22 protein-coding genes are annotated in these 21,051 nt (G+C 69.3%); 20 read left to right on the forward strand and 2 right to left on the reverse strand.

Annotated features, from left to right (window positions below):
- Positions 1-36: 36 nt before the first annotated feature.
- Both FA89_RS18360 and FA89_RS18365 read right to left on the reverse strand, forming a co-directional pair.
- Entirely contained in the window at positions 37-534 is a 498-nt protein-coding gene (locus FA89_RS18360) for a DUF2199 domain-containing protein (RefSeq protein WP_036143057.1), read from the reverse strand.
- 34 nt (positions 535-568) lie between these two features.
- Entirely contained in the window at positions 569-1,447 is an 879-nt protein-coding gene (locus tag FA89_RS18365) for an alpha/beta hydrolase (protein ID WP_051938960.1), read from the reverse strand.
- A 188-nt stretch (positions 1,448-1,635) separates the two neighbouring features.
- Between FA89_RS18365 and FA89_RS18370 the strand changes: the two genes are divergently transcribed.
- From FA89_RS18370 to FA89_RS18465, 20 genes are all read left to right on the forward strand, one after another.
- Positions 1,636-1,977: a YXWGXW repeat-containing protein gene (locus tag FA89_RS18370; RefSeq protein WP_051938962.1), complete on the forward strand. Its 342-nt coding sequence runs from the start codon at positions 1,636-1,638 to the stop codon at positions 1,975-1,977.
- Between the two features lie 191 nt (positions 1,978-2,168).
- Positions 2,169-3,272 (forward strand): Glu/Leu/Phe/Val dehydrogenase dimerization domain-containing protein, encoded by a 1,104-nt coding sequence (locus FA89_RS18375; RefSeq protein ID WP_036143059.1) that lies wholly within the window; start codon positions 2,169-2,171, stop codon positions 3,270-3,272.
- A 491-nt stretch (positions 3,273-3,763) separates the two neighbouring features.
- Positions 3,764-4,033: an acyl carrier protein gene (locus FA89_RS18380; RefSeq protein ID WP_036143061.1), complete on the forward strand. Its 270-nt coding sequence runs from the start codon at positions 3,764-3,766 to the stop codon at positions 4,031-4,033.
- An 8-nt stretch (positions 4,034-4,041) separates the two neighbouring features.
- Positions 4,042-4,827, forward strand: a complete 786-nt coding sequence (locus tag FA89_RS18385; protein WP_036143062.1) for a glycosyltransferase family 2 protein — start codon at positions 4,042-4,044, stop codon at positions 4,825-4,827.
- Complete coding sequence (locus FA89_RS18390; protein WP_036143065.1) at positions 4,827-5,435, forward strand: LolA family protein; 609 nt, start codon at positions 4,827-4,829, stop codon at positions 5,433-5,435. The genes FA89_RS18385 and FA89_RS18390 overlap by 1 nt, the downstream gene beginning before the upstream one ends.
- Positions 5,432-7,783 (forward strand): MMPL family transporter, encoded by a 2,352-nt coding sequence (locus FA89_RS18395; RefSeq protein ID WP_036143066.1) that lies wholly within the window; start codon positions 5,432-5,434, stop codon positions 7,781-7,783. Before FA89_RS18390 ends, FA89_RS18395 begins: the two co-directional genes overlap by 4 nt.
- Positions 7,780-9,045: a beta-ketoacyl-ACP synthase gene (locus FA89_RS18400; protein ID WP_343123039.1), complete on the forward strand. Its 1,266-nt coding sequence runs from the start codon at positions 7,780-7,782 to the stop codon at positions 9,043-9,045. The genes FA89_RS18395 and FA89_RS18400 overlap by 4 nt, the downstream gene beginning before the upstream one ends.
- Entirely contained in the window at positions 9,042-10,268 is a 1,227-nt protein-coding gene (locus FA89_RS18405; RefSeq protein WP_036143068.1) for a beta-ketoacyl-[acyl-carrier-protein] synthase family protein, read from the forward strand. The genes FA89_RS18400 and FA89_RS18405 overlap by 4 nt, the downstream gene beginning before the upstream one ends.
- Positions 10,265-11,005: a beta-ketoacyl synthase chain length factor gene (locus FA89_RS18410; RefSeq protein WP_036143070.1), complete on the forward strand. Its 741-nt coding sequence runs from the start codon at positions 10,265-10,267 to the stop codon at positions 11,003-11,005. The genes FA89_RS18405 and FA89_RS18410 overlap by 4 nt, the downstream gene beginning before the upstream one ends.
- Positions 10,981-11,769: a lysophospholipid acyltransferase family protein gene (locus FA89_RS18415; RefSeq protein WP_036143072.1), complete on the forward strand. Its 789-nt coding sequence runs from the start codon at positions 10,981-10,983 to the stop codon at positions 11,767-11,769. The genes FA89_RS18410 and FA89_RS18415 overlap by 25 nt, the downstream gene beginning before the upstream one ends.
- A complete protein-coding gene (locus tag FA89_RS18420; RefSeq protein ID WP_036143074.1) occupies positions 11,766-12,035 on the forward strand; it encodes a phosphopantetheine-binding protein in 270 nt (89 codons plus the stop codon). Before FA89_RS18415 ends, FA89_RS18420 begins: the two co-directional genes overlap by 4 nt.
- On the forward strand, positions 12,023-13,195 hold the full coding sequence (locus FA89_RS20755; protein WP_240003933.1) for an ApeI family dehydratase: 1,173 nt from the start codon (positions 12,023-12,025) through the stop codon (positions 13,193-13,195). Before FA89_RS18420 ends, FA89_RS20755 begins: the two co-directional genes overlap by 13 nt.
- The gene (locus FA89_RS18430) at positions 13,188-14,141 is read left to right on the forward strand and encodes an LpxL/LpxP family acyltransferase (RefSeq protein WP_036144813.1); all 954 of its coding nucleotides are present in this window, start codon (positions 13,188-13,190) and stop codon (positions 14,139-14,141) included. Before FA89_RS20755 ends, FA89_RS18430 begins: the two co-directional genes overlap by 8 nt.
- Positions 14,131-14,592 (forward strand): acyl-CoA thioesterase, encoded by a 462-nt coding sequence (locus FA89_RS18435; protein WP_036143076.1) that lies wholly within the window; start codon positions 14,131-14,133, stop codon positions 14,590-14,592. The genes FA89_RS18430 and FA89_RS18435 overlap by 11 nt, the downstream gene beginning before the upstream one ends.
- The gene (locus tag FA89_RS18440; RefSeq protein ID WP_036143077.1) at positions 14,589-15,311 is read left to right on the forward strand and encodes a class I SAM-dependent methyltransferase; all 723 of its coding nucleotides are present in this window, start codon (positions 14,589-14,591) and stop codon (positions 15,309-15,311) included. The genes FA89_RS18435 and FA89_RS18440 overlap by 4 nt, the downstream gene beginning before the upstream one ends.
- Entirely contained in the window at positions 15,308-16,486 is a 1,179-nt protein-coding gene (locus FA89_RS18445; RefSeq protein WP_036143078.1) for a beta-ketoacyl-ACP synthase, read from the forward strand. The genes FA89_RS18440 and FA89_RS18445 overlap by 4 nt, the downstream gene beginning before the upstream one ends.
- Positions 16,483-16,959, forward strand: a complete 477-nt coding sequence (locus FA89_RS18450; RefSeq protein ID WP_036143079.1) for an ApeP family dehydratase — start codon at positions 16,483-16,485, stop codon at positions 16,957-16,959. The genes FA89_RS18445 and FA89_RS18450 overlap by 4 nt, the downstream gene beginning before the upstream one ends.
- The gene (fabG, locus tag FA89_RS18455; protein ID WP_036143080.1) at positions 16,956-17,684 is read left to right on the forward strand and encodes a 3-oxoacyl-ACP reductase FabG; all 729 of its coding nucleotides are present in this window, start codon (positions 16,956-16,958) and stop codon (positions 17,682-17,684) included. The genes FA89_RS18450 and fabG overlap by 4 nt, the downstream gene beginning before the upstream one ends.
- Positions 17,685-17,692: 8 nt before the next feature.
- Positions 17,693-19,813: a YccS family putative transporter gene (gene yccS / locus FA89_RS18460; protein WP_036143081.1), complete on the forward strand. Its 2,121-nt coding sequence runs from the start codon at positions 17,693-17,695 to the stop codon at positions 19,811-19,813.
- Between the two features lie 80 nt (positions 19,814-19,893).
- On the forward strand, positions 19,894-21,051 hold the full coding sequence (locus FA89_RS18465) for an isovaleryl-CoA dehydrogenase (RefSeq protein WP_036143082.1): 1,158 nt from the start codon (positions 19,894-19,896) through the stop codon (positions 21,049-21,051).

Below are 21,051 nucleotides of genomic sequence, written 5' to 3' on the forward strand. Positions count from 1 at the left end.
GACGCAGTGCAGCGATACTGCCGCGCATCGCCCCGCTCAGGCCGGCTTGAGTCCCGCGGAGTACTCGCTGGCGCGATGAGAAGTAATACCGTGGCGCTGTTCGCTGCCCAGCGAGAACGTCGGGTCGAGCACGAACACCTGCGGCCGCGTGGTCGGTCCCATCAGCTGTAGCAACAAAGCCTGGCCGAGGCTGTGCGGATGATGGCGCACCTCGTTCGCCAGGGTGGCCGACATCGGTGGCTCCACGGCCTGCGCGGGGTCGGTCCACAGCTTGCCGATGCGGTCGAAGTCGGCCGGGGATACTTCCACCCACACGCCGATCTGGTAGCGGTCGTTGCGCCCCGTCAACGGTAACGGCAACGTGGAGCGGACGAAGAAACGACGCGCGTCGATCACGCAGAGGTCGTCGTTCTCGAACACGCTGGCGGCGCGGGTGGCCTCGTCGAGTTCCAGTACGGCATCCGGGCGGCGATAGCCCAGTTCGAGTGCTTCCGGGTCGTGCTCCGATCCACACACCGCGCAGGTGGTCGTCATGGCTCGCTCCTGGAAAGGGGGCTGGATAGGCGGGTCAACAAGGCACCGCGCCCGCGAGAAAGCGTATCGCCGCCGTCATGACGCCTGCGTCATCGACGATGCGGCGGTGCCCGAGGCCGTGCGTCTTCAGCAAGGTCGCGCCGGGCCAGAGGCGGGCATACAGTTCACCCTCGGCGACCGGCACGTCACGGTCGGTCTCGTCGTGCACCACCAGCAGGGGCTGTGTCCGTTGCGGACCATGGTGCGCGATGTGCAGGGCCTCGATGGCGATACCCGTGCGCCGCGCCAGGGCGTCGTGCATGGACGGGCGCAGGTGCTGGCCCAGCCGCACGAAGCGGGCGAATCGCGCGGTGGCGGCTTCCGGATCGGCGGCGGGCGCGATCAGTACCACGCGCTTCGTCGTCCAGCCACGCTCCAGTGCCAGCGTCGCGGCGGCGCCACCAAGGGAATGGGCGACTACGCCTTCCGGATCCCCGAAATACCGGGCCACGGCGGTCAGGGTGCGAACGAAATCCGGCAGGGTGCACAGTTCGCCGCCGCTTTGGCCGTGCGCCGGCTGGTCGAACGCCACAGCCGCCCAACCCTGGGCAAGCAGCTGGGGTGCCCATGTCTCCCAACGCAGGCCGAGGCTGGACCAGCCATGGACAAGCAGGATGTAAGGCTGCGTGGACGGATCGCCCCAGACGTAGGTCTCGATGGACTCCCCGTCCAGGGACAACGTGCTGCGGGAGGCGGATGTCGTCGCCACGGCATGTACCGCCCGCTGGCGGCTGCTGGCCAGCGGCGTCTGGAAAATGCGCGTGGCGTGCGCCACCGTGCGACCGGGCGCGAACCGGCTGCCCAGCCTATAGGCGAGGCGGATGCCAAGCAGGGTGGCGACGGTGCGCGCGCTGAACCGACGGGGAGGCTTCATGGACTCGGCGGGTCGATGGAGGAAAAGGCAAGCATGCGGGAATTCGAGCGCTCGCGGGGAACAAGGTTCCCGCAGCGCGGCGATTTCACGAACCTGAACGCACCGGAGGCAAGGGTCAACCGGCATCGGCACGCCGACGTTCTGGCACTCGAATCCGCAACCGCGGAGCGTCACGAAGGAGACTGTCCATGAAGCGCCCCACGCCCCTGCTCGCCACCCTGGCCGCCCTTGGCCTCACCTTCGGCGCGGCAAGCTACACCGCACCCGCTGCGGCGCGCGAATACGTCAGCGTGACCGTCACCGACCGTCCGCCGCCGCCGCGCTTCGAACGCATGCCGCCGCCTCGGGTGGGCTACGTCTGGGCCCCCGGTTACTGGAACTGGTATGGCGGCCGCTACGTCTGGGTGGGTGGTCGCTGGGCCGCGCAACGCCCCGGCTACGTCTACCACCCGCCGGTCTGGCATCCCTACGGCCGCGGCTGGCGCGTCGAGCGCGAAACCTGGGTGCGCGACCCCCACTGGCATCACTGAGACCGTCTGCTGCGCCGCACCTACACGAACCGGCGCAAGGGTTTAAACTAGGCGCCTGACACGACAGATCGCCCCCGCCCTTGCAGGCCGGGGCGATTTTTTTGGACGGTCATTATCGACCGGCGGTCCCCATCGCCGGTCATTCACCTAGAAGCGGCCCCTCTGCCGCTTGCCACTGGAGTTTGCGTTCGATGATTTTCGAAACCATCGCCAACACGGGCCACGAAGAAGTCGTCTTCTGCCACAACAAGGACGCCGGCCTGAAGGCCATCATCGCGATCCACAACACCGTGCTGGGCCCCTCGCTCGGCGGCCTGCGCATGTGGCCGTACAAGACCGAGCAGGATGCCGTGAACGACGTGCTGCGCCTGTCGCGCGGCATGACGTACAAGAACGCGGTGGCCGGCCTGAACCTGGGCGGCGGCAAGGCCGTGATCATCGGCGATCCCTCCAAGGACAAGTCCGAGGCGCTGTTCCGCGCGTTCGGCCGTTTCGTCAACTCGCTCAACGGCCGCTACATCACCGCCGAGGACGTGGGCATCGACGTCAACGACATGGAATACGTCTACCGTGAAACCGAGTACGTCACCGGCGTGCACCAAGTCCACGGTGGCTCGGGCGATCCCTCGCCGTTCACCGCGTTCGGCACGCTGCAGGGCCTGATGGCCGCGCTGCAGTCCAAGCACGGCAACGAGGACGTGGGCAAGTACAGCTACGCCGTGCAGGGTTGCGGTCATGTGGGCAGCGAGTTCATCAAGCTGCTGCGCGAGCAGGGCGCCAAGGTGTTCGTCACCGACATCAACAAGGATGCCGTGCAACGCTGCGTCGACGAACTCGGCTGCGAGGCCGTGGGCCTGGACGAGATCTACGACGTGGACGCCGACGTCTACAGCCCGTGCGCCCTGGGCGGCACGGTCAACGAGCAGACCATCGACCGGATCAAGGCGAAGATCATCTGCGGCGCGGCCAACAATCAGCTTGCCACGGACGCGATCGGCGACGAGTTGGCCCGCCGCGGCATCGTCTACGCCCCGGATTACGCCGTGAACGCAGGCGGCGTGATGAACGTCTCGCTCGAGATCGACGGCTACAACCGCGAGCGCGCCATGCGCATGATGCGCACGATCTACTACAACGTGGGCCGGATCTTCGAGATCTCCGCCCGTGACAACATCCCGACCTACAAGGCCGCGGACCGCATGGCCGAGGAGCGCATCAGCGCCATCGGCAAGATCCGCCTTCCGCACATGGGCAACGGTGCGCCGCGGTTCCAGGGACGTATGCGCGGGCAGTAAGCCCGGCGAGACGTACGTGATGAAGAGCCGCCCGGGCGACCGGGCGGCTTTTTCGTTGGGGAGCGCCGGCCGGGATGCGCGGCGCGGGGCCGGCTGGGGTAGGAGCGGACGATGTCCGCGATGCCCTCAGGCTGGCCAGGGCGAAAGGCGAAACCCCGAAAAGAACACGTGTGACCGCCAGGGTGACTTCGTTGGGCTCACGGAACCGCCTGGACCTTGGGGCGCATGGCGTCTTTCGCCTCGACCGAAGGTGAGGGTTCGCCCACATCGTGGGCTCCTACCTGGCCTTATGATCTGTTATGCTTTTGGCGCCCCTGGGTTCTTGTAAGGCTTTGCCTACACGGCGCTTTTGGGGCCAAGGGGATGCCGCCCAAGGGCTGGCGACGACACGACACTTTCGATCACCTTCATCGCCTCGGTGATGCGCATCCATGACTGGCACCAGCCGTCGGTGGATCGCCCGTCCGGGGATGAAATGGACTTACCGAGCTATGAGCGCGATCCCAGCTGACACCCTCACCTACGACGACGTCCTGGTTCGGCTGCGCGCCGTGCTGCAGGAAACGTTCGAGATCGATCCGGCCAAGGTCACGCCCGAGGCCAACCTGTTCACCGATCTGGAGCTGGACAGCATCGACGCGATCGATCTGGCCATCCAGGTGCAGGACATGACCGGCACCCGGATCAAGCCCGAGGATTTCAAGAGCGTGCGTACGGTGGGCGACGTGGTCGCCACCGTGCAGACGCTGGTCGCCCGCTGAGCGGACCGATGGCGGGCCGGTACGAACCGCGCGACGACGCGGCGCCCTCCTTCGCGCCCTGCGCGGTCGTACCGATCTACAACCACGGATCGACCATCGCCGCCACGGCCGAGGCCCTGGCGGCCCATGGCCTGCCCGTGCTGATCGTGGACGACGGCTCCGAGGCCGCTACCGCCGATGTGCTGGACCGGCTGGTGGCCGGACGCGACGACCTCCGCCTGATCCGCCTGCCGGTCAACGGCGGCAAGGGTGCCGCGCTCACCGCCGGGTTCCTCGCCGCCCATGCCGCCGGCTACAGCCACGTGCTGCAGATCGACGCGGACGGACAGCACGACACCGCCGACGCGCCGCGCTTCCTGGCCGCCGCGGCCGCCGCGCCCGATGCCATGGTCTGCGGCAAGCCGATCTACGACGACTCCGTGCCCCCGGCGCGCCTCTACGGTCGCTACCTGACGCACGCCTGCGTCTGGGCGGAAACGCTGTCCTTCGACATCGCCGACTCCATGTGCGGCTACCGGCTGTACCCGCTGGCCCCGACCCGCGCGGAAATCGCGCGCAAGCCGCTGCCCTCGCGAATGGATTTCGACACCGAGATCGCCGTGCGCCTGTTCTGGCGCGGGGTTCCGGTCATCAACCTGCCGACCCGGGTGATCTACCCCGAGAACGGCCTCTCCCATTTCCGCATGTGGCGCGACAATGCGCGCATCACCGCCATGCATACGCGACTGCTGCTCGGCATGCTGCCGCGCGCGCCGCGCCTGCTCCTTCGCACCTTCCACCACGGAAACCGCTGATGCGTCGTCTTTTCGCCTTGTTTGCCCTGCTCCTCGTCTCCACCGCCCATGCCCAGGCCCCGTCGCTTGTCGACGACGTGCTGGGTCGCCTCGCGAAGCATCCCCAGGTGCGCGCCGAATTCACCCAGCAGCGCGACAACCCTGCCCTGGCTGCGCCGCAGGTAAGCAAGGGCGACCTGTTGTTCGTGATCGGGCACGGCATGATCTGGCATACCCGCGAACCGTTCGAGGACACGCTGGTGCTGACCTCCGGCAACAGCGCCCGCCTGAATGCGCAGGGCAAGCTGGAGCGCGTGCGCGATGGCAACCGCGGCGTCAGCCAGGTATCCGGCATGCTGCAATCGCTGCTGGCCGGCAAGTCGGACGAGGCCATGCGCCAGTTCACCATCACGGCCGAGGGCAGCCCGGAGGCGTGGTCGCTCCGCTTCGTGCCGCGCCAGGCGCGCGTCGCGCGTGTCCTCGCCGGGATCACGCTCAAGGGCGATGCCTTCCTCGAATCCATCGAAGTGAACCTCGCCAGCGGCGAGCGCACGCTGATCACCTTCACCGGCACGCGCGACGCCGATACGCTCACCCCGCTCGAAACGCAGGTCCTCGGCGTCAAATGAAGGCGTCGCCGACGACTGTGCGCGCCGGCCTGTTCGCCATCGCGGCGCTGGGCGTCTGCCTGCTGTGCGCGTGGCTGCTGTTCGGTCGCGCCACGTCGCCGTTGCAGACGGACATCCTGACCATCCTGCCGGCCACGGAGCGCCACCCCCTGGCCGAAGACGCCGTCGAGCGCCTGGCCCGCGCCAGCGGCGACCGGATGATCCTGCTGGTGGCCAACCGCGACGACGCCTCCGCCAAGGACGCCGCCCGTGAACTGGGCGAGACGCTGGGCAAGGACCCGACGTTCGCCTCGGTGATCGCCGAGCTGCCGCCGTTCGACCTCGACCAGCTGGTCACGCCGTTCCTGCCGTTCCGTTTCCACCTGCTGACGCCGGAAGATCGCGCCGCCGTGACCCTGCCGGGTTTCGACGCCGTCGCCACGCTGTCGCGCCGGCTCAACGAGCCGTTCGGTGCCAACGTGGGCGCGAAGCTCACCGACGATCCGTTCGGCTGGATGCAGCACTGGCTGGACCGCCAGCCCTGGAACCGCTCGGCCCTCGTCCCCGAGGACGACATGCTTACCGCGCACCAGGGCGACACCAGCTACGTGCTGGTGATCGCCACGCTCAAGGGCTCGTCATACGACGACACGGTGCAGCGCGCGGCGCTGGCCACACTGGAGCACGCCGAGGCCGGCATGCTGGCGAAATACCCCGGCACCACGCTGCTGCGCACCGGGGCGATCTTCTACGCGGCGGCGGCGCGCGCCGGCGCCGAGCGCGACACCCATGTGGTCGGCATCGCCTCGTCGGTGGGCATCGCACTGCTGTTGCTGCTGGTGTTCCGCTCGGCGCGACCGCTGCTGATCGCCTTCCTTTCCACGGCCCTGGGCGTGGTCGGTGCCATCGTTGCCACCGTGCTCGTGTTCGGCCAGCTGCACCTGCTGACCCTGGTGTTCGGTGCGGCGTTGCTGGGCGAAGCGGTCGATTACTCCATCCAGTACCTCTGCGCGCGTGCGAATGCAGGCGCCGCCTGGAACGCCGAACGCGGCGTGCGCCAGGTGCGTCCGGCGCTGCTGCTGGCGCTGGGCACCTCCCTGCTGGGCTACGCGCTGCTCGGCGTGGTGCCGTTCCCGGCGTTGCAGCAGATGGCCGTGTTCGCCATGTCGGGCATGGCGGTGGCCTGCGCCAGCGTGTTCTGGCTGCTGCCGGCGCTGGCGCAGAAACCGGCACGTGCGCCGCTGTCGCCGGCGCTGGTGCGCCTGGCGCTGGGCTGGCAACGGGCCGCCTCGGGTCGGCGCGCCCTCGTCGTGCTGGCCGTGCTGGCGCTGGTCGCGATACCGGGCTGGCTGCGGCTGGGCCACGACGACGACATCCACCTGCTGATCTCGCCGCCGAAAACGCTGGAAGCGCAGACGAACGCGATCCGCGACGTCGCCGGCTTCGGCGGCGGCACCCAGTTCTGGCTGGTCGAGGGCGCCACGTCCGAGGACGTGCTGCAGCGTGAGGAAGCGCTGACCGATCGCCTCCAGGCCTGGATTGCGCAAGGCAAGCTCACCGGCTTCACCGGCATCACTGGAATGCTGCCGTCGGCGAAGCGACAGGCGGCCAACGTCGCCGCGCTCGATCCGCTGTTCACGCCGCGCGAGCGCATGACCCGCTGGCTGGGCGCGGCCGGCTTCCGGCCGGAAGGCACCGCCGCCTTCGTCGCCGCGTACCCGGGGCGCGCCTTCACGCTGGACGACTGGCGCGCGATGCCCGCCTATACGCCGTTCCGTTACCTGTGGCTTGAAGGTGAACACGGCACCGGCAGCATCGTCGTGCCGCAGGGCCAGGACGACGTGGCGCTGTTGCGCGAAGCGTCGGCGGGCCTACCGGGCGTATCGCTGATCGACAAGCCGGCCAGCATTTCCGCGCTGTTCGGTCGCTATCGCAGCTACGCCGACGTGTGGCTGGGCGGCGCGCTGGCCCTGGTCGGGCTGGCCTTCCTGTGGCGCTACGGTCCACGTGCCGTGGGCCGCGTGCTGTTGCCGCCGATCGCCGGCATTGTCTTCAGCGTGGCCGCGCTGGGTTATCTCGGCCAGCCGCTCACGCTGTTCCACATCATGGCACTGATGCTGGTGCTGGGTGTGGGCGCGAACTACGCCGTGTTCCTACGCGAAGGTGAGCCGCATGCGGCGCATATTCCTGGCGCGGCGTACGCGGGCGTGCTGCTGTCCGCCGTCACCGCCCTGCTGTCCTTCGGCCTGCTCGCGCTGAGCACGATGCCGGCCCTGCAACATTTCGGCCTCACCCTGTTACTGGGGATCGGCTTCACGGCGCTGGTAGCGCCCGTGAGCGTTCCCGCACCGAAGAAGCCACTCGCATGAACAGCGCAGCACAGGTCACCGGCGGGCGCATGCCCCGGCGCGTCGTCGTCACCGGCTTCGGCGGCATCACGCCGCTGGGCAACGACTGGGAAACCATCGAGGCACGCCTGCGCGGGTTCCATAACGCCGTGCGCCGCATGGGCGAGTGGGATTACTTCGATGCGCTGAACGGTCGCCTCGGTTGCCCCGTGGACGATTTCACCGTGCCGACGCACTGGGCCCGCAAGCACCTGCGCTCGATGGGCCGCGTGGCGCAACTGGCCGTGGCCGCTAGCGAGCGGGCGCTGGCCGATGCCGGCCTGCTCGACGATCCGTCCATCGGTGACGGGCGCATGGGCGTGGCCTATGGCTCGTCGGGCGGCAGCATCGCGCCGGCCCGCACCATCGGCCGCATGCTGGAAACCGGCTCCATGCAGGGCGTGACCGCCACCAGCTATATCCAGATGATGGCGCACACCACCGCGGTGAACGTGGGCGTGTTCTTCGGCCTGCGCGGTCGCATCATCACCACGTCCAGTGCCTGCACCTCGGGTAGCCAGGCCATCGGCTACGGCTACGAGGCCATCCAGCAGGGTAAGCAGACGCTGATGCTGTGCGGGGGCGCGGAGGAATTGTCCGGCCCGGGCGCGGCGGTGTTCGACACCTTGTTCGCCACCAGCACGCGCAACGACGCGCCGGCCACCACGCCGCGTCCGTTCGACGCGAAGCGCGACGGCCTGGTCGTGGGCGAAGGCGCCACCACCCTGGTGCTGGAAGAGTACGAACACGCGCTGGCACGAGGCGCCACGATGTACGCCGAGGTGGTCGGCTTCGGCACCAATTCCGACGGCCAGCACATCACCCAGCCCACGCGCGAAACCATGGCCGCGGCCATGCGCATGGCACTCGCCGACGCCGGGCTTCCGGCCGACGCGATCGGCTACGTGAGCGCGCACGGTACCGCTACCGATCGCGGCGACGTAGCCGAGAGTCACGCCACCGCCGACGTACTGGGCGCGGGCGTGCCGATCAGCTCGATGAAGAGCTACGTGGGCCACACGCTGGGCGCATGCGGCGCGCTGGAATCGTGGTGGGCGATCGAGATGATGCGTCGCGGCTGGTTCGCGCCCACCATCAACCTGGAGGCCCCCGATCCGGAATGCGCCGCGCTGGATTACCTCACCGGCCAGGGCCGGCAGATCCGCACCGGCTACGTGATGAACAACAACTTCGCATTCGGCGGCATCAACACCTCGCTGATCTTCAAAGCCTTGCCCGAATGAGGCGCGTCGTCGTCACCGGCATGGGCGCCGTGTCCTGCCTCGGGCCTGATCGACGCGCCCTGTTCGACGGACTGCGCGCCGGACGCGCGGGTTTCCGCGACATGCCGGACTTCGCGGCGCTGGGCATGCGCTGCCGCGTGGCCGCACCGGTGGACCTGAACGGCCTGGAGCCGCCACCGCGCAAGCTGCGTCGCTACCTGCCGCCGGCTGCTGAATACGCCTGGCACGCCACGCGCGAGGCGCTGGACGAGGCCGGCCTGGACGCCGCGCGCCTGCACGAGCGTGACGCCGGCGTGGTGATGGGTGGCTCCGCCGCGCTGAGCGAATACGACGCGGGCCTGACGGTGTTCCAGGGCCGGGGCATCGCGCGGCTGTCGCCGTTCATCGTGCCGCGCACCATGGGCAGCGCGATAGCAGCGACGCTGACGCACGCCTTCGGTTTCGGCGGCCGCGCCTTTACCGTCAGCTCGGCCTGCAGCAGCGCCACGCATGCCATCGGCCAGGCAATGGAACTGATCCAGCTGGGCCGCCAGGACATCGTGGTCTGCGGTGGCGCGGAAGAACTGCACGACAAGGCCGCGATGTGCTTCGACGTCATGCATGCGCTGTCCACCGGCAGCGTGGCCGGCCAACATGTGTCCGCGCCTTACGAAGCGGATCGCGACGGCCTGCTGCTGGGCGGCGGCGCCGGCGTGCTGGTGCTCGAATCGCTCGACCACGCCCTGGCCCGCGGCGCAACCATCCTCGCGGAGATGGCCGGTTACGGCGCCGCGTCCGATCCGGACGGCATGATCGGGCCGGCCGCAGACGGCATGGCCGAGGCCATGCACCAGGCGATCGACCTGGCCGGCACCTTGCCCGACTACGTGAACACGCACGCGTGCGCGACGGTGCACGGCGACCTAGCCGAGTGGCAGGCGTTGCAGCGTGTGTTCGCCGATCGTGGGCACGCGGTGCCGTGCATGTCCTCGATCAAGGGGCTGACCGGACACGCGCCCGCGGCGGCCGGCGCGCTGGATGCGATCGCCGCCATCGCCATGATGGACGCCGGCGTGATGCTGGGCGGCGCGCCCCTTCGCGAACGCGATGCCGCCTTCGCCGACGCGCCGCTGGTGGAAGGCGAGCGCGCGGCACGCATCGACAGCGTGCTGTCGAACACTTTCGGTTTCGGCGGCAGCTGCGCGGCCCTGCTGGTGCGTCGCTTCGACGGGGCCGCCGCATGATCGCGCTACGCGTGGACGACTGGCGTGCGTGGGCACCCGGCATCGAGGATGCCGACGCATGGGCACGCTGGGCGGCGGCACCGCATGTTCCCGCGGAAACCAACGAACAACCCGACTGCGCTTTCGTGCCGCCGATGCAGCGGCGCCGGCTCAGCCGGCTCGCCCGGATCGTGATGCATGCCGCCTGGCCGCTGTGCGGTGAGGGCGAACAGCTGCCTTTCGTCTATGCGTCACGCCACGGCGAAACCACGCACACCTTCGCGATGCTCGACGACATCGGCCGCGGCGTGCCGTTGTCGCCTACCCGCTTCGGCCTGTCCGTGCACAACGCGATTGCTGGGCAATGGTCGATCCTGCGCGGACAGCGCGGCGAGTCCGTGGCCATCGCCGGGGAAGCGGATACGTTCGAACACGCCATCGTCGAAGCGGCCACGCTGCTCGACGACGACGTGCCTGCAGTGATCGTCGTCATGGCCGAAGAGCGGCCGCCGGCCGCCTACGACGGCTGGATCGACGACGTGCCGTGTTCCTATGCCGTTGCGCTGCGCCTGTCGCGCATCGGCGCCGAGGGCGCCGGACCCTGCTGGCGTTTGTCGCTGGGTAACGCGGACACCACACCGCTGCCGATGCCGTCCGATTACCCGCATGCCTTACGCTTCGTCCGCGCGCTGCACGATGGCGCTTCCTTCGCACCTGCATGGAAGGCCCGGCAGTGGACCTGGCGACCGCTCCCGTGACGCGCCGGCGCGACGCCTGGGCCTGGCGTTTCGTCGCCACGGCGCTCAGCTTCGCGCTGTTCGGCGTCGGCGGCCTGCTGCTGCGCGGACTGATCCTGCCCATCGTGCTGCACTGGCCGGGCGAACCCGCCGTGCGCCGCGGGCGCGCGCGACGCACCGTGGGCCGCGCCTTCTGGCTGCATTCGCGATTCATGCAGCGCATGGGCGTGCTCGAGATGCGTTTCGAGGGCCAGGAGCGCCTGGGCAAGCCCGGGCAGATGATCGTCGCCAACCATCCGTCGCTGATCGACGTGGTGTACCTGCTGGGCCATGTGCCCGACGCCAACTGCATCGTCAAGCACGGGCTGTGGAAGAACCCGTACATGCGCGGCCCGGTGACCGTGGCCGAATACATCAGCAACGACGGCAGCGCCGAGATGCTCGACCGCGCGGCCGCGGTGTTGCGCGAGGGACAGACACTGATCGTCTTCCCCGAGGGCACGCGCACCACGCCCGGGCAGCACCCGGTATTCCACCGTGGCGCGGCCGCCATCGCCGTGCGCGGCGCACGGGTGGTCACGCCCGTGTACATCACCGTGGAACCGACCACGCTGACCAAGGCCGACCGCTGGTACCACGTGCCCGACCGTCGCGTCCGCATGCGCCTGCGCGTGGGCGACGACATCGACGTGTCGGCCTTCAGCGACGGCGTGCCCGCGCCGATCGCCTCTCGCCGCCTCAATGAGCACCTTCACCACCTTTACGCCACGGAACGGACGTCATGAACGACCTCGAAAGGGATATCGCGCAACTGATCATCGATACGCTGGCGCTCGACCACCTGCGCGCAGACGACATCGCGGTGGACCAGCCGCTGTTCGGACAGGGGCTGGGGCTGGATTCGGTGGATGCGCTGGAACTCGCCCTGGCCTTGCAGAACCGCTATGGCCTGAAGGTGGGCTCGGATTCGCGTGAGGCGCGCCGGCACTTCGATACGCTGCGCAGCCTGGCCCTTTACGTCACCGCGGAACGCACATCATGCGCAAGCTGAGCTCCCTGGTGCTGCTGATCGTCGGCATCCTCTATCCGTTCATCGTCTACTTCGGCATGGACCATGTGTCCACGCCGATGTTCGGGCTGATCCTCGGCGCGCTGTGGCTGGTGCGTGCACCGGCGCTGATGCGCCAGCCGGGCGGTCGCTGGATGCTGGCGATCACGCTGGTCTACTGCGCGGTGCTGGCGTTCGGCGGCGAAGAACACCTGCTGCGCTGGTATCCCAGCCTGATCTGCGCGCTGCTGTTCGCGGCGTTCGCGCTCAGCCTGAAGTTCGGGCCGCCGATGATCGAGCGCATCGCGCGCGTGGCCGAGCCCGACCTGCCACCCGTGGCCGTGGCGTATACACGCAAGGTCACCTGGGTGTGGGTGGCGTTTTTCGTGGCCAACGGCACCGCATCGGGCCTGCTGGCCGCATGGGGCCCGCTGTCGTGGTGGACGTTCTACAACGGCATCCTGGCCTACTCGGTGATGGGCGTGCTGTTCGTCGGCGAGTGGATCATGCGCCAGCGCCTGCGCCGCCGGATCAACAAGGCACCGATGGACGCGGCCGCCGCGCGACTGCACTCGCATCCGTGGGTGGACGGTGCCATGGGCGGCTATGCCGGCAAGAAGGGTCCCGGCATGCTCGTGGCTCTCTCTGCAGCGGGGCGTACCGCCCTGCTGCGCCACGGGCGCACAGGCCTGCTCAACGAACTCGGCCAGCAGGCCGCGGGCGACGATGCGCTGTCCACCCCGCTGGTCTGGCGCTTCGTTTCCCGACTGCCGGAAGCCACCGTCGTGGACGACGTGTTGAGCGGCGCCCTGCCCGACGATCCGGTGATCCTGGCCGAGCGCCGCGACGGCGACGACGTGGTCATCGACCTCGAACTGCCGCTCGACCTGGCCTGCTTCGCCGACCATTTCCCGGACGCCCCGGTGTTGCCGGGCGTGACCCAGGTCGGCTGGGCGCTGGCCTTCGCCGCACCGCGACTGGGTACGTCGACGACCTGCCGCGCGATGGATGCGCTGAAGTTCCAGCGGCTGCTGCGACCCGGCGACCGTATACAGCTGACCCTGCGCCACGATGCCGACCGGGGACGGCTGCACTTCGCGTACCGCATCGACGGCGAACCGGTGTCCTCGGCATGGTTGCGCATGGGCGATGCGCATGCCTGACTCCGTCGCCACCGGGCACTGGGCCACACGCCGGGAGCGCGGCAGCTTCCACCTGCTCAAGCTCACCGCCCTCGCCGTGCGGCTGCTCGGCCGCCGCCCCGTCACGCCCGTCATCGCGCTGGTGGTCCTGTATTTCTTCGTCACCGGGCGCCGGGCGCGCCGGGCCGTGGCCGACTACCAGCGGCGCCTGGCTGCGTGGAGCGGCCGGGACGACCTGTTCCCCCGCCGCCGCGCCGCGCTGGCCCAGTACCGCGCCTTCGGCGAGTGCATGCTCGATCGCTTCGACCTGTGGCGCGGCAAGCTGACCCTTGCTGGCGTGGACATGCTCGACCCGGACGGGGTGCGTGGCGCCCTGCTCGGCGGCGGCCGTGGCCAGATCCTGGTCTGCACGCACCTGGGCAACCTGGACGTCTGCCGCGCCATGGCGCAGATCGGCGAGGGCGTGGCGCTGAACGTGCTGATGCACCTGCCGCAGGCAGCCCACTTCAACCGCCTGCTGGCCCAGTTGGGCGACCCGCGGCTGCGGTTGATGCATGTGGGCGACCTGGACACCGCGACCATGCTGGATCTGTCGCAGCGGCTGGACCGCGGCGAGTGGATCGCCATCGCGGGCGACCGCGTGCCCGTGCATGGCGGCCGTACCGTGGCCGCCGACTTCCTGGGCGCTCCGGCGCCCTTTCCGCAGGGCCCGTGGCTGATGGCCGCCCTGCTGCGTTGCCCGGTCAACCTGGTGTGCTGCCTGAAACAGGGCGGGCGCTATCGTATCCACCTGCGCCGTTTCGACGACGCGTCCGGCTGGGACCGATCGCACCGTGAACGTATCATCGGCGAATCGGTGCAGCGCTATGCCGACTGGCTGGCGCAGCGCTGCCTCGACGCACCCCTGCAGTGGTTCAACTTTCACCCGTACTGGCAAGGTACGAACGGAGCGTCGCATGCGCGCTAGCGGTGTGCTCGGCACGCAGATCGAACTGGTGGTGCCGTTCTTCGACGTGGATTCCATGGAGGTGGTCTGGCACGGCCACTACGTGAAATACCTGGAGCTGGCGCGCTGTGCGCTGCTGGACGACGTGGGCCACAACTACGTACGCATGAAGGAGACCGGCTTCGTCTGGCCGATCATCGACATGCAGTTGCGCTATGCGCAGGCGGCGCGCTTCGGCCAGACCCTGATTGCGCGCGCCGACTTGGTGGAATGGCAGAACCGCCTGAAGATCCACTACACGCTGAGCGACGCCGCCAGCGGCGAGCGCCTTACCCGCGCCAGCACGGTGCAGGTGGCGGTCAGCCTGGCCACGGGCGAGATGCAGCTGGTCTCGCCCCGTGTTTTCACCGATGACGTGGAACGGCGCCTGGCGCGTTCGCCGTCGACCGAACCCCTGGATGGCCCGCGATGAAATACGCCAGCGCCACGTACGTGGAAGAAACCCGCCTCGGCTTCGTCTTCCTGCGCACCCACACCTGGCAGCACCATGTACTGCGCGTGGCTATCGACGACCTGAAACGCCTGATCGGATCGCCGCTGCCGCAGGGCGGCACGCTGCTGGACGTGGGCTGCGGCCAGGGGCGCTCGTTCCGCTACCTGCGCGATGCGTTCCGGCCGGATCGCCTGATCGGCCTGGATGCGGATCCGCACAGCCTGGAGCACTCGCAGGCGGAGGCGTCGCGCGAAGGCATCCAGGCCACCCTGCTGCTGGGCGACTGCGCGCGCATCGACCTGCCCGACGCCAGCGTGGACGCGCTGTTCTGCCATCAGACCTTCCACCATCTGGTGGAACAGGAACGCGCGCTGGACGAATTCTGGCGCGTGCTGAAACCGGGCGGCTTGTTGCTGTTCGCCGAGTCGACGCGGGCGTATATCGACACCTGGGTGATCCGCTGGTTCTTCCGCCACCCAATGCATGTGCAGAAGAGCGCCGACGAATACCTGGCGATGCTCCGTGGCCGGGGCTTTCGTTTCGACGCGCGCCAGGTCTCGCTGCCCTACCTGTGGTGGAGCCGCGCGAAAGACTTCGGCCTGCTCGAGCGCTGGGGCATCCGCCGGCCACCGCCGCCGGGCAAGCGCGACGAAACGCTGGTGAACGTCGCCGCGCGCAAACCGTTCGACCCCTCATGACCACCTTCCTCAACGCACTGGGTGTGGCCTGCTCGCTCGGCGTCGGCAAGGCGGCCGTGGCCGAGGCCCTGTTCGGCGGCGCGATGCACGGCCTGCGTGACAGCGCCGACTGGGTGCCCGGTCGCGTGCTGCCGGTGGGTGGCATCGATGCAGCGCTGCCGTTGCCGCCGTCGGCAATGGCCGATCGCGACACGCGCAACAACCGCTTGCTGCTGCTCGCCGCGCAGGAAATCGAGGACGAACTGCGCGCTGCGGTGGCACGGTACGGTGCCGATCGCGTGGGCGTGGTCATCGGCACCAGCACCACGGGCATCGAGGAAGCCACCGCACACATCGGCACGCGGAGCGCCACGGGCGCGTGGCCTGCCGCGTACCGCTACACCGACCAGGAACTGGGCGCACCGGCGGCCTTCCTGGGCGAATGGCTGGGCACCGCCGGGCCGGCCTACGGCATTTCCACGGCCTGCACCTCGGGAGCGCGCGCCTTGCTGAGCGCGCGGCGCCTGCTGCGCCTGGGCCTCTGCGACGCCGTGGTCTGCGGTGGCGTGGACACGCTGTGCCGGCTGGCCACGCAGGGGTTCGCCGCGCTGGAAGCGATCGACGAATGGCGCTGCCTGCCGTTTTCGCTGGCACGCCGGGGCATCAACATCGGCGAGGCGTCCGCGCTGTTCCTGATGACGCGCGACACCGGGCCGGTGGCCTGCGCGGGGGGCGGCGCCAGCGCCGATGCCCACCATATGTCCTCGCCGCTGCCCGACGGCAGCGGCGCCGCCGACGCGATGCGTCGTGCCCTCGCCGATGCCGGCATCCCGGCGGCCGCCATCGACTACGTGAACCTGCACGGCACCGCGACGGAGCACAACGACGCCATGGAAAGCCACGCGATGGCGCGGACCTTCGGTCACCCCGTGCCTTGCTCGTCCACCAAGGCCCTTACCGGCCACACGCTGGGCGCGGCCGGTGCACTGGAAGCGGCGTTCTGCTGGCTGGTGCTGACCGATCCCGCGCGCCGGCTGCCGCCGCATGTGTGGGACGACGATACCGACCCCGCCCTGCCGCCGCTGCATTTCACCGCGCAAGGCCACCGGCTGGCGGACGGCACACGGCACCTCATGAGCAATTCGTTCGCGTTCGGCGGCAACAACGCGAGCCTGATCCTGGCGAACGCGACATGACCCTCTGGCCTATCGAAACCCTGCTGCCCCACGCCGGGCAAATGATCCTGCTCGATCGCCTGGTGTCGTGGGACGCCGAAAGCGTGGTGTGCGAGCGCCTGGTCCGCCGCGGCGATCCCTTCGTCGACGCCAGCGGCCTGCCCGCGTGGGCAGGCGTCGAGCTGATGGCCCAGGCCATCGCCGCCTGGAACGGCTGCGGCATCCTCGCCGCCGGCGGCAGCGTACGCCCGGGGTTCCTGCTGGGCACGCGCACCTACCGCGCCGATGCCGACGCCTTCGCCCACGGTGCCCTGCTGCGCATCGAGGCGGTCCGCCATTTCCATGACGAGGACGGCATGGGCGCGTTCGCCTGCCGCATCGACAGCGACACGGCACACGCCGAAGCGCGCCTGACCGTCTTCAGTCCGGTCGACCCGACGCCGTTCCTCGATCCCCGCCATAACCGTCTCGACTCCAGGGGTACCGCACCATGACCGACACCGTTCTCGTTACCGGCTCCAGCCGCGGCATCGGCCGCGCCATCGCGCTCAACCTCGCCGACGCGGGCTACGACCTCGTGGTGCACTGCCGGTCGCGTCGCGAGGAAGCCGATGCCGTGGTCGCCGATATCCTCGGCAAGGGCCGCGCGGCACGCGCGATCCAGTTCGACATCGCCGACCGCGCGGCCAGCGCCGCGGCGCTGGAAGCCGACGTGGCGGAACATGGTGCGTATTACGGCGTGGTCTGCAACGCCGGCCTGACGCGCGACGGCGCGTTCCCCGGCCTGACCTCCGAAGACTGGGACCAGGTGCTGCGCACCAACCTCGACGGCTTCTACAACGTGCTGCATCCGCTGGTGATGCCGATGATCCGTCGGCGCAAGGCGGGGCGCATCGTCTGCATCACCTCGGTGTCGGGCCTGATCGGCAACCGCGGCCAGGTGAACTACAGTGCGTCCAAGGCCGGCGTGATCGGTGCGGCGAAGGCACTGGCGGTGGAACTGGCCAAGCGGAAGATCACCGTCAACTGCGTGGCACCGGGCCTCATCGACACCGACATGCTCGATCCGGAGGTGCCGGTGGAACAGATCCTCAAGGTGATCCCGATGGAGCGCACCGGCACGCCGGAGGAAGTGGCCGCCGCGGTGCGCTTCCTGATCAGTCCGGAAGCGGGCTACATCACCCGCCAGGTGCTTGCCGTCAACGGCGGCCTCTGCTGAGGCCACGCATGCGCCGCCTACGCGAACTCGCCGAGTCCGACCGCTTCGCCGACGTCGTGCGCGTGCTGTTCGCGCTGACCGGCATCGCCGCGTGGTGCACGATGGCCGGACCGGCCGACGCCATCGTGCCGGCGCTGCTCGGTGCCATCGCCTGCGCGCTGGCCGAAACCGACGATGCATGGCGCGGACGCCTGCGCGGCCTGCTGGTCACCCTGGTGTGTTTCGCGGTGGCCGCCGCCGCGGTGAAGGCGTCGATCGGCACGCCCGTTATCTTCGCGCTGCTACTTCCGTTGGGCACCTTCGCGCTGGTGATGCTGGGCGCGGCCAGCGGCCGCTACGCCACCATCGCCACGGCGACGCTCATCCTGTCCGTATACACGATGATCGCCAGCGACGGCGCCGGCGCTGGCGCAACGGTGGACGGCTGGCGCGGTACGCTGGCGATCCTGGCCGGCGCGGCCTGGTACGGCTCGCTGTCGCTGCTGTGGAGCGCGCTGGCACCCCAGCGCGCGGTGCGCCATGCGCTGGCCCGGCTTTTCGCCTCGCTGGGCGACCTGATCGAGGCCAAGGCCGCGCTGTTCGAACCGGTGCGCGGCCTGGACCGCGACGCGCTCGACCTCGCCGTGTCCCGACGCAACCTGCGCACGGTGGAAGCGCTGACCGCAGCGCGCGGCACCCTGCTGGACCGGATCGGCCGGCGGCAGCCGCGTGGCCGCGCCGCCGCACGACTGGGCATGTTCTTCGTCGCCCAGGACATGCACGAGAGGATCAGTTCCTCGCACTATCCCTATGACGAACTGGCGGGCGCGCTCTACCACAGCGACCTCATGTTCCGTTTCGGTCGCCTGCTGCGCCTGCAGGCCATGGCCTGTCGCGAACGTGCCGACGCCATCCGCCGGGTGGCGCCGCTGCGCTCCATCGCCCTGCCCCGCGCCGCGCTGGACGATGTGCGCGAGGCGATGGCCTATCGCCGCCGCCACGACCCACCCGACCAGGCGGTGGACGATGCCCTGTCCGCACTGCTGACCAACATGCAACGCCTGCAGGAAGGCATCGAGGACGAAGGCAGCCTGCGTGAGGATGCCGACATCGCCCTGCAGGGCAACGAGCCCGCGTCGCTGCGTGAAGCCCTGGCACGCGTGCGGCTGCGGCTGGACCGCCGCTCGATGCATTTTCGTCACGCCATGCGACTGGCCGTCGGCATGCTGGGCGGCTACGCGCTGATGCTCGCGCTGCATCCGCGACACGGCTACTGGATCCTGCTGACCACCCTGTTCGTGTGCCAGCCCGGCTACGGGGCCACCCGACGCCGCCTGATCCAGCGCGTAGCCGGCACCACCGCGGGGCTGGTCGCCGGCTGGGCCCTGCTGCGTCTGCTGCCGCCGGGCGACTGGCGCCTGCCGGTACTGGTCGCCAGCGGCGCGGCCTTCTTCGCTTTCCGGCTGCGCCGCTACACCCTGGCCACGGGTGTCATCACCCTGTTCGTCCTGCTCTGCTTCGATCGCGTGGGCGCCGGGTACGACGCCATCGGTCCGCGTCTGCTCGACACGCTGCTCGGTGCCGTGGTGGCGGCCGCCGCCATCCGCTGGGTGCTGCCCGACTGGCGCGTGCGGCGGCTGGACGACATCGTGGCCGATGCCCTGCTCGCGCAGGGACGCTATCTCGCGCGCATCGCCGACCAGTACACGCGCGGCAAGGCCGACGACCTGCCCTACCGTATCGCGCGCCGCGACGCGCACGCGGCGCTGGCCACGGTGGCGGGCAACGTGGCGGAACTGCTGGCCGAACCGGGCCACCCACGCGACCGCGGCGAACGCTCGCTGCGACGGCTTACCGCGCTGCAAGCGGGGCTGTCGCACCTCTCCACGCTGGGCGCGCACCGCCAGCGCCTGGCCGAAGCCGATGCCGCCGCGTTCCGGCAGCGGGCACAGCGCATCGCCGATGGCTTCGACACGCTGGCCGCCCACGTCCGCGCCGGTGCGCCGGCGCGGGCCTTGCACGGCATCGACGATAGCGACGCCACCCCGCCGGATAACGGCTCGTCCGACGAGACCCTGCGGCTGGTCCATCGCCAGTGCCGCCTGCTGGTCCGCGTGCACGACCGCATCGCGGCCATCGAACCGGCCTGATTGCTGCGTCGCGCCGTGGCTTGACCCCCTTCGCACGCTACGATGGAGGGGTTTTCCCATCCCTTCCCCGGAGTTGCACCATGCGCCCGTTCTCCCTCGGCGACGACCTCGACCTCCTGCGCGAAAGCGTCCGTGCGTTCGCCGAAAAGGAAATCGCCCCGCGCGCCGACCGCATCGATCGCGAAAACGTCTTCCCCGAAGACCTCTGGCGCAAGTTCGGCGACATGGGCCTGCTGGGCATCACCATTCCCGAGGTATACGGCGGCTCCGGCCTGGGCTTCCTCGCCCACATGGTGGCGATGGAGGAAATCTCGCGCGCATCGGCGTCGGTCGGCCTATCCTACGGCGCACACTCCAACCTGTGCGTGCAGAACATCTACCACAACGGCAACGACGAACAGCGCCGCAAATACCTCCCCAGGCTGGCCAGCGGCGAGTGGGTGGGCGCGCTGGCGATGAGCGAACCGGGTGCAGGGTCCGACGTGGTCGGCTCGATGAATTGCCGCGCCGAGCTGGTGGACGGCAAATGGATCGCCAACGGCACCAAGATGTGGATCACCAACGGCCCGGACGCCGACGTGCTGCTGGTGTACATGCGCACCGCGCCGCGACCGGCCGGCAGCCGCTGCATGACCGCCTTCATCATCGAGAAGGGCATGCCCGGGTTCACCACCGCACAGAAGCTGGACAAGCTGGGCATGCGTGGTTCCAACACCTGCGAGCTGGTGTTCGACAACTGCGAGATTCCCGCGGAAAACATCGTGGGCGAGGTGAACGAAGGCGTGCGCGTGCTGATGGGCGGCCTGGACACGGAGCGCCTGGTGCTCTCCGGTGGTCCGATCGGCATCATGCAGGCCGCGCTCGACCTGGTGCTGCCATACGTGCGTGAGCGCAAGCAGTTCAACGCCCCGATCGGCACCTTCGGCATGATGCAGGCCAAGGTGGCCGACATGTACACCGCGCTGCAGTCATCACGCGGCTTCGCGTACATGGTGGCGCAGCAGCTGGACAACGGGGTGAAGTCGCGCATCGACCCCGCCGCCTGCCTGCTCAACGCCTCGACCAATGCGGTCAAGGTGGCGCTCGAAGCCATCCAGTCACTGGGTGGCAACGGCTACATCAACGAGTTTCCCGCCGGTCGGCTGCTGCGCGACGCCAAGCTCTACGAGATCGGCGCCGGCACCAACGAGATCCGGCGCATGCTGATCGGCCGCGAACTGTTCCACGGCAAATCCTGA

The sequence above is a fragment of the Luteibacter sp. 9135 genome (assembly GCF_000745005.1).
GTDB lineage: Bacteria > Pseudomonadota > Gammaproteobacteria > Xanthomonadales > Rhodanobacteraceae > Luteibacter.